Below are 7,179 nucleotides of genomic sequence, written 5' to 3'. Positions count from 1 at the left end.
GCTGGCCCGATACGGCTGCGCTGTGTGAGGGCTACACCGCATCGGGCCAGCTACCCGGGCGCTCCAAGGGGGTCATTTTTGGATGCCGATAGGGGGTCACGATTGGCTGCCGATTGACAGTTTGGCAGCTTCGGTGAAGACTGGACGGGCATGTTCAACTGATTGGCGTGAGAGATGGGTCATGGCTCCATCTCCGGCAACGTGGCTTCATGCGGCTTGAGTTGGGCTTCCCAGTCCTCTAACACCTCGAAAAAAGCGTTCGAGCTTTCTCCGCTTAGGCGCACCACGCCGCATCCGGCAATGGTCCGTGAGTGGTGGTCGTTTGGCCGGTACGGCGGATCCAGTGGGCGCCTGACAGTCAGGCCGCCTCAGGCTCTTCTGCCGAGGCAAGCTTCTTCGCGTCGAGCTTCTGTTGCAGCTTTTCGAGATCCGAGACCCCTTTGCCCTGAAGAGCAGCGGGGTTGATCTTGTGTTCCACCATGAGCTGAGCGCGGAGATGTTGGAAGACGTTGAGCATCGGCGGTCCTTTCCGTCGTGAGAAAGATGCCCGGCGAGCGGCGGTGGACCCTTGGCCCGTGTCTCTTCGCGAGGGAGAGGTCCGGGTTTCGGGTCCTGAGGCGCTTCGGGCTTGGCGTCTCCTGATGGTCTTGCCGTCACTCCAAGATATAGAATTTCAGGGTCGTATTTCAATGCCATGATATTTCGATAAGTGTCAGTTTTTGTTGAATTTTACGCGTTTTAACATGCATCTGAAACATAGTTTGAATGTTGTTAAGATTTATCAGGACGTTAACAATGTTTGGATCGAATCTTCAGGCCGCAAAAAAGTCGCGGGCCGGAGCGTGTTTGCGCTCGCGGCCCCGACCGGGTCTCGGGTTTCGCGATTGGAGAGGGGCGGCCGGCCTCAGCGCGGCGGCAGGTCGAGCGGCGCCTCGGCCATTTCGGCCGCCACCCGATCATCAATCGGCGTGTCGTAGGTCATCAGCAGGTAGCCCAGAACGGAATAGAAACCGACCGTCGCGATCAGGTCGATCACCGCGTGGCGCCCGATCGCCTCGGCCAGTTCGCGCTCTTGGTCGGGGGCGAGCTTCTTGTCGTCGATCAGCGCGTCGACGGCGCGGGTGATGAGTCCGTCCTCGCCCTCGGGCGTGCCGCCGATGGCTTCGATGCGGGCATCGCTGAAGCCGAGCTGGCGCGCCCGTGAGACGTGGTGCGCCCATTCATAGGGCGAGCCCAGCCGGTAGCCCGCGCGCAGGATCACCACCTCCGAGCGCTCGAGCCCCAGCGCGGTGTCGCGCACGATGTGCTGGCGCAGCGGTGCCCAGGCGCGCAGCAGGTCCGGGTGATGCGCCATGGTGCGGTAGACGTTGAGCGCCCCCGCGAATCCGTCGCGCAGGTCGGCAATCTCCTCGGGCCAGTCGGCATCGGGGATGGGCGGGCAGGGCGAAGCGGTCATGGCAGGCTCATCTGAAAAGGGGAATCGTGGTGATGAGCCTAGAGGCTGGCACGGTCCCCGCCAATGCGCCGCGTCCCGACAAGACGTGGCGTTGATCGAGCGCAAGGAGCGCGGCGGTCGTGCGCCCTAGCATGTCTGCGCCGGGGGCAGGGGAGGCCAGCATGACCAGCCGCATCGACCAGATCCTCGCGCGCATCGACGCGCTGCATGACGAGCTCGAAGAAGAGATCGGCCGCCGCCGTGACGCGTTTCACTACCGGCTCGAGAAGAACCGCGTGCGCTTCGAGTCCGAGAGGCTGCGTCAGCAGCGCGCCCTGCGGATGCGCTGGCGGACCTTCCTCGCACGGGCCAACCCGTGGCACATCCTCACCGCGCCGCTGATCTACGGCCTGATCGTGCCCTTCGCGCTGCTCGATCTCTGCGTCTCGCTCTATCAGGCGATCTGCTTCCGCGCCTACGGCATCCCGCGGGTGAAGCGCCGCGATCACATCCGCATCGATCGTCATCACCTCGCCTATCTCAACGTGATCCAGAAGGCGAATTGCGTCTACTGCGGCTATTGCAACGGCTTGCTCTCCTATGTGACCGAGATCGCCTCGCGCACCGAGGCCTTCTGGTGCCCGATCAAGCACGCCGCCCGGGTCGCGCAGCCGCATCGCCGCTATCCGCAATTCACCGACTACGGCGATGCGGAGGGCTACCAGGACGGGCTCGAGGCCTCGCGACGTGACGTCACACGGGGCGACCGCTGATTGCCAAGCCATGCGCTGAGCGCGTATCTTTTTCCGTAAGCTATGCGTTTTAGGAATGCCCGTTCTGCGGCGCATTCTCTGTCTTCTCGGCAGGAGCGAGGGCTGCATACAGTGGTGTGCAGAAGTTTTCCCGGTCTGAGCGGGGCGCGGCCGGGCCGTGCCACCCGCAGTGGAGGAGCCCCCATGACGCGACAATCCCGCATCGCCCATCCCGATTTCCAGAGCCGCCTGATGAGCGCCGAGGACGCCGCCGCATTGATCCATGACGGCATGACCGTCGGCATGAGCGGCTTCACCGGCTCGGGCTATCCCAAGTCCGTGCCTACGGCTCTGGCGGCCCGGATCGAGGCCGCCCATGCGGCGGGCGATCCGTTCCGCGTCAAGGTCTGGACCGGCGCCTCGACCGGGCCCGAGCTCGACGGGGCGCTGGCCAAGGCCGACGGCATCGAGTTCCGGCTGCCCTACAATTCCGATCCCATCGCGCGCGAAAAGATCAACGCGGGCGAGATGAACTATTTCGACATGCACCTGAGCCAGGTCGCGCCGATGGCGTGGCAGGGCTTTCTGGGCCGGCTCGACGTGGCGGTGGTCGAGATTTCCGGCATCACCGCCGAGGGCGCGCTGATCCCGTCCTCGTCGATCGGCAACAACAAGACCTGGCTCGATTGCGCCGACAAGGTGATCCTCGAGCTGAACCGCTGGCAGAGCGACGCGCTAAACGGGATGCATGATATCTACTACGGCACCGCCTTGCCGCCGAACCGGCGACCGATCCCGCTGGTGGCGCCCGACGACCGCATCGGCCAGCCGCATTTCATGGTCGATCCCGAGAAGGTGGTCGCCATCGTCGAGACCGATGCGCCCGACCGTAACCTGCCCTTCGCCAAGCCCGACGCGGTGGCCGAGGCCATCGCCGGGCACCTGCTGGAGTTCTTCGCCCACGAGGTGGCGCGGGGCCGGTTGCCCGAGCATCTGCTGCCGCTGCAATCCGGCGTGGGCAACGTCACCAACGCGGTGCTCTCGGGGCTGATGGAGGCGCCCTATCACGGCATGACCGCCTACACCGAGGTCATTCAGGACGGCATGCTGGACCTGCTTGATGCGGGCAAGCTGCGCATGGCGTCGGCCACGGCCTTTTCGCTCTCGCCCGAGGCGGCGGAGCGCTTCAACAACGAGGCGGCGCGGTTCCGCGACAAGCTGATCCTGCGCCCGCAGGAGATCTCGAACCATCCCGAGCTGGTGCGGCGGCTGGGCTGCATCGCGATGAACGGGCTGATCGAGGCGGATCTCTACGGCAACGTCAACTCGACCCACGTGATGGGCTCGCGGATCCAGAACGGCATCGGTGGGTCGGGGGATTTCGCCCGCAACGCCTATGTCTCGATCTTCATGACGCCCTCGACCGCGAAGGGCGGCAAGATCTCGGCCATCGTGCCGATGGCCTCGCATGTTGATCACATCGCGCAGGATGTGCACGTGCTGGTGACCGAGCAGGGTCTGGCGGATCTGCGCGGGCTGGCGCCGAAGCAACGCGCCGAGCTGATCATCGAGCGCTGCGCCCATCCCGACTATCGTGAAGCTTTGCGCGACTATGCGACGCGGGCGAAGGCTGGCTCTTTCGGAGGTCATGCCCCGCATCTTCTGGGCGAGGCGCTGTCGTGGCACCAGCGCTTCGTCGAGACCGGATCGATGGGCTAGGGTGCGACATGCGGCGGTCTTACCGCTGCCTGCCGCGGATGTCGCCCTGCCGCGCGCCGAAATCCGCGCGGGGCAGCGTGCTGCGACGCTCTGCGTCTTGATTTCACGGACCGTCCGTCCGACGCTTGGGGCGACGCGACTCTGTCCTGCTTTGCCACGCCCGCCCGGGAGGCCCAGACCATGTCCCTGCTCGCCGACCTGCTGACCACCGTATTCGAGCGCCGTGCCCGCATCGGGCCGATCCTGCGCCGCGATCCGCGCAGCACCGAGGCGCTGATCTCCGACCTGATGGGCGCGAGATCGGAAACCGCGGCGCTGTCGCTGGCGCGGCGGGTGCTGCAGCGCTACGTCGAGATGGATGATGCCGGGAAGCTGGCCATCTTCCGCCACGTGGCCGAGACCTACGGGCTTGATGCCGAGGCGCTGCGCAGCGCGCTCGACGCCTTTGAGGCCGCGCCCTCCGGCACCACCTACCGCGCCTTCACCCACGCCTGCGAGGCCCCGAGGCAGGAGCTGATGCGGCGTCTCAACGCGGTGCCCGGCGGCACCGAGAGACTGGTGCAGATGCGCGCCGACCTGCGCCGGCTGGGCGGCGACGAGGCGGCGCTGCAGGCGCTGGATCTCGATGCCAAGCACCTGCTCCGGGCGTGGTTCAACCGTGGCTTCCTCGTGCTGCGCCCCATCAGCTGGGAGAGTCCGGCGCATATCCTCGAGAAGATCATCGAATACGAGGCGGTGCACGCGATCCACAGCTGGGACGACCTGCGTCGCCGTCTCAAGCCCGCCGACCGGCGCTGCTTTGCCTTCTTCCACCCGGCGATGCCCGACGAGCCGCTGATCTTCGTCGAGGTGGCGCTGACCAAGGGCATTCCCGGCTCGATCCAGAAACTGCTGGCCGAGGATCGCTTGCCCGGCGGCAGCGGCGAGGCCGACACGGCGGTGTTCTACTCGATCTCCAACTGCCAGCCGGGGCTCGCGGGGATCTCCTTCGGCAACTCGCTGATCAAGCAGGTGGTCTCGGACCTTGCCGCCGAACTGCCCGGTCTCAAGACCTTCGTGACGCTGTCGCCGATCCCCGGCCTGACGCGCTGGCTCAAGGCAGAGGGCCGGGGCTTCGATCCGCAAGACGGCAAGGCGATGGCGGCGCTTGCAGCGCATTACCTGCTGCATGCCAAGCGCCCGGACGGCCAGCCCGTCGATCCGGTGGCGCGCTTTCACTTGGGCAATGGCGCGATGGTGCAGGCAGTACACGCGGAGGCGGATGTCTCCGAGAACGGGCTGCGCCAGTCGGGCGGGGTGATGGTGAACTATCTCTACGATCTGAACCGGGTCGAGAAATATCACGACCGGTATGCCGACAGCTTCGAGGTCACCGCGGCGCAGGGCGTGAAATCGCTCGCCAACACGCGCGAGAAGGTGGCGGCGGGCTGAGCCGACCGCGCCTGCGCGCCGCGACCTAATGCATCTGCAATCTGGGTAACGGAGGGCGCCTGCGGGGCGCTCAGAACGCCTTGAACGTGAGCGTGGTGAGGGTGCGCTCGATCCCCGGCACATCCGCGAGCTGCTCGTTGATGTAGTGGCCGACATCCGAGCCCTCGGGGATGTAGAGCTTGACCAGCAGATCCCATTCGCCCGAGGTCGAATAGAGCTCGGAGTGGATTTCGCGCAGCGCGATTTCTTCCGCCACCTTGTAGGTGGTGCCGGGGGTGCAGCGGATCTGGACGAAAACGCAGGTGGTCATGGCGGTCTCCTTCGGGCGCAAGCTGGCACAGACGCCACGCCGGCACAAGATGCGCCAGCGCGCCGCTTGGCCTGCGCGCGCGGCGCGCCTATAAGCGCCCGGACATCCGAGGAGTATGCCCATGCGCAAGGCCAGCATCAGCCGCAAGACCGCCGAAACCGCGATCGAGGTCAGCGTCGATCTCGACGGCAGCGGCACCTATGACAACCAGACCGGCGTCGGCTTCTTCGATCACATGCTGGACCAGCTGTCGCGGCACTCGCTGATCGACATGACGATCCGCGCCGAGGGCGATTACCACATCGACGATCACCACACCGTCGAGGACACCGGCATCGCCATCGGGCAGGCGCTGGTCGAGGCCCTGGGCGACAAGCGCGGCATCCGCCGCTACGGCTCCTGCCACCTGCCGATGGATGACGCGCAAGTGCGCGCCGCGCTCGATCTCTCGGCGCGGCCCTTCCTGGTCTGGAACGTCGACTTCCCGAGCCAGAAGATCGGCACCTTCGATTGCGAGCTCGTGCGCGAGTTCTTCCAGGCGCTGGCGACCCATGGCGGCATCACGCTGCACGTGGACCAGCTGCACGGGTTCAACTCGCACCACATCGCCGAGGCCGCCTTCAAGGCCGTCGCCCGCGCGCTGCGCGAGGCGGTCGAGCCCGATCCGCGCAAGGGAGACGCCATTCCCTCGACCAAGGGCGCGCTCTGAGCGTGCCCGCGCCTAGGCGGCGATGACGGCCCCCGTGCCCGCAAGGGCGCGGGCCAGCGATTTCGGGTAGCAGATGAACAGGATCGCCGGGTTGGCAATGCCCTCGGCCGCGATGGTCTCTGAGAGCGCGCCCAGCGTGGTGGCGACGTGCCGCTCCTCCGGGGTGCTGGCCCGGGTCACGATCTCGACCGGGCAGGCGGCCGGGGCGCCGGCGCCCATCAGATCGGCCTGAACTTGCGCGGCGCGCTCCACCGCCATGTAGAATGCCATCGAGGTGCCGGGATGGGCGAGGCGGGCGCGGTCGGGGGCGGCGTCGCCGGGCTTGCAGGTGCCGGTGGTGATGACGAAGGTGTCGGTCTCGCCGCGCTCGGTCAGCGGGCGCCCGATGCTGGCGGCGGCGGCCGACGCGGCGGTGATGCCGGGCACGATCTCGATCTCGATGCCGGCGGCGCGCGCGGCGGCGATCTCCTCGCAGGCACGCCCGAAGATCGACGGGTCGCCGGATTTCAGCCGCACCACCCGCAGCCCGAGCCTGGCCTTGGCGACGATCAGCCGGTCGATGCGGCCCTGCGGCCATTTGCAGGCGCCCACGTCCTTGCCGACGTAGATGCGCTCGGCCCCGGGGCGGGCGAGCTCCATGATCTCGGGATCGACAAGCCGGTCGTAGAGCAGCACGTCGGCGGCACGGATACGCTCGAGCGCGCGCAGAGTAAGCAGGTCGCGGGCGCCGGGTCCGGCGCCGACGAGCGCGATGTGGCCTTTGGTCTTCGGATGCGTCATCGGGAGGATCTCCATGCGCAGGGTGCAGAAACAAAAAAAGCCG

8 protein-coding genes are annotated in these 7,179 nt (G+C 66.6%); 4 read left to right on the top strand and 4 right to left on the bottom strand.

Annotated features, from left to right (window positions below):
• Positions 1–358 precede the first annotated feature (358 nt).
• Together JF542_RS20255 and JF542_RS20250 are read right to left on the bottom strand one after the other, a co-directional pair.
• Entirely contained in the window at positions 359–517 is a 159-nt protein-coding gene (locus JF542_RS20255; protein ID WP_207077197.1) for a hypothetical protein, read from the bottom strand.
• A 387-nt stretch (positions 518–904) separates the two neighbouring features.
• Positions 905–1,456, bottom strand: a complete 552-nt coding sequence (locus JF542_RS20250; protein ID WP_207077196.1) for a carboxymuconolactone decarboxylase family protein — start codon at positions 1,454–1,456, stop codon at positions 905–907.
• Between the two features lie 161 nt (positions 1,457–1,617).
• Between JF542_RS20250 and JF542_RS20245 the strand changes: the two genes are divergently transcribed.
• The 3 genes from JF542_RS20245 to JF542_RS20235 all read left to right on the top strand — a co-directional run bounded on the left by JF542_RS20245 (position 1,618) and on the right by JF542_RS20235 (position 5,337).
• Positions 1,618–2,208: a hypothetical protein gene (locus tag JF542_RS20245; RefSeq protein ID WP_207077195.1), complete on the top strand. Its 591-nt coding sequence runs from the start codon at positions 1,618–1,620 to the stop codon at positions 2,206–2,208.
• A 183-nt stretch (positions 2,209–2,391) separates the two neighbouring features.
• On the top strand, positions 2,392–3,906 hold the full coding sequence (locus JF542_RS20240; RefSeq protein ID WP_207077194.1) for an acetyl-CoA hydrolase/transferase family protein: 1,515 nt from the start codon (positions 2,392–2,394) through the stop codon (positions 3,904–3,906).
• A gap of 180 nt (positions 3,907–4,086) precedes the next feature.
• Positions 4,087–5,337, top strand: coding sequence for a malonyl-CoA decarboxylase (locus tag JF542_RS20235; RefSeq protein ID WP_207077193.1), 1,251 nt, complete (start codon positions 4,087–4,089; stop codon positions 5,335–5,337).
• Between the two features lie 70 nt (positions 5,338–5,407).
• Here JF542_RS20235 and JF542_RS20230 read toward each other — a convergent pair whose 3' ends face one another.
• On the bottom strand, positions 5,408–5,647 hold the full coding sequence (locus JF542_RS20230) for an Lrp/AsnC family transcriptional regulator (RefSeq protein WP_007798099.1): 240 nt from the start codon (positions 5,645–5,647) through the stop codon (positions 5,408–5,410).
• Positions 5,648–5,768: 121 nt separating this feature from the next.
• On the opposite strand from JF542_RS20230, the gene hisB reads away from it, so the two are divergent.
• Complete coding sequence (gene hisB, locus JF542_RS20225; RefSeq protein WP_207077192.1) at positions 5,769–6,356, top strand: imidazoleglycerol-phosphate dehydratase HisB; 588 nt, start codon at positions 5,769–5,771, stop codon at positions 6,354–6,356.
• Positions 6,357–6,368: 12 nt separating this feature from the next.
• Here hisB and cobA read toward each other — a convergent pair whose 3' ends face one another.
• The gene (cobA, locus tag JF542_RS20220; RefSeq protein WP_207077191.1) at positions 6,369–7,136 is read right to left on the bottom strand and encodes a uroporphyrinogen-III C-methyltransferase; all 768 of its coding nucleotides are present in this window, start codon (positions 7,134–7,136) and stop codon (positions 6,369–6,371) included.
• Between the last annotated feature and the right edge of the window lie 43 nt (positions 7,137–7,179).

This window comes from Salipiger bermudensis (assembly GCF_017309175.1).
Classification (GTDB): domain Bacteria; phylum Pseudomonadota; class Alphaproteobacteria; order Rhodobacterales; family Rhodobacteraceae; genus Salipiger; species Salipiger bermudensis.
This window is presented reverse-complemented; position numbering and strand designations above follow the sequence as displayed.

Bases quoted from the DNA above. Each gene is read 5' to 3' on its own strand.
- JF542_RS20255 (WP_207077197.1), bottom strand. From the start codon at position 517: ATGCTCAACGTCTTCCAACATCTCCGCGCTCAGCTCATGGTGGAACAC.
- JF542_RS20250 (WP_207077196.1), bottom strand. From the start codon at position 1,456: ATGACCGCTTCGCCCTGCCCGCCCATCCCCGATGCCGACTGGCCCGAG.
- JF542_RS20245 (WP_207077195.1), top strand. From the start codon at position 1,618: ATGACCAGCCGCATCGACCAGATCCTCGCGCGCATCGACGCGCTGCAT.
- JF542_RS20240 (WP_207077194.1), top strand. From the start codon at position 2,392: ATGACGCGACAATCCCGCATCGCCCATCCCGATTTCCAGAGCCGCCTG.
- JF542_RS20235 (WP_207077193.1), top strand. From the start codon at position 4,087: ATGTCCCTGCTCGCCGACCTGCTGACCACCGTATTCGAGCGCCGTGCC.
- JF542_RS20230 (WP_007798099.1), bottom strand. From the start codon at position 5,647: ATGACCACCTGCGTTTTCGTCCAGATCCGCTGCACCCCCGGCACCACC.
- hisB (WP_207077192.1), top strand. From the start codon at position 5,769: ATGCGCAAGGCCAGCATCAGCCGCAAGACCGCCGAAACCGCGATCGAG.
- cobA (WP_207077191.1), bottom strand. From the start codon at position 7,136: ATGACGCATCCGAAGACCAAAGGCCACATCGCGCTCGTCGGCGCCGGA.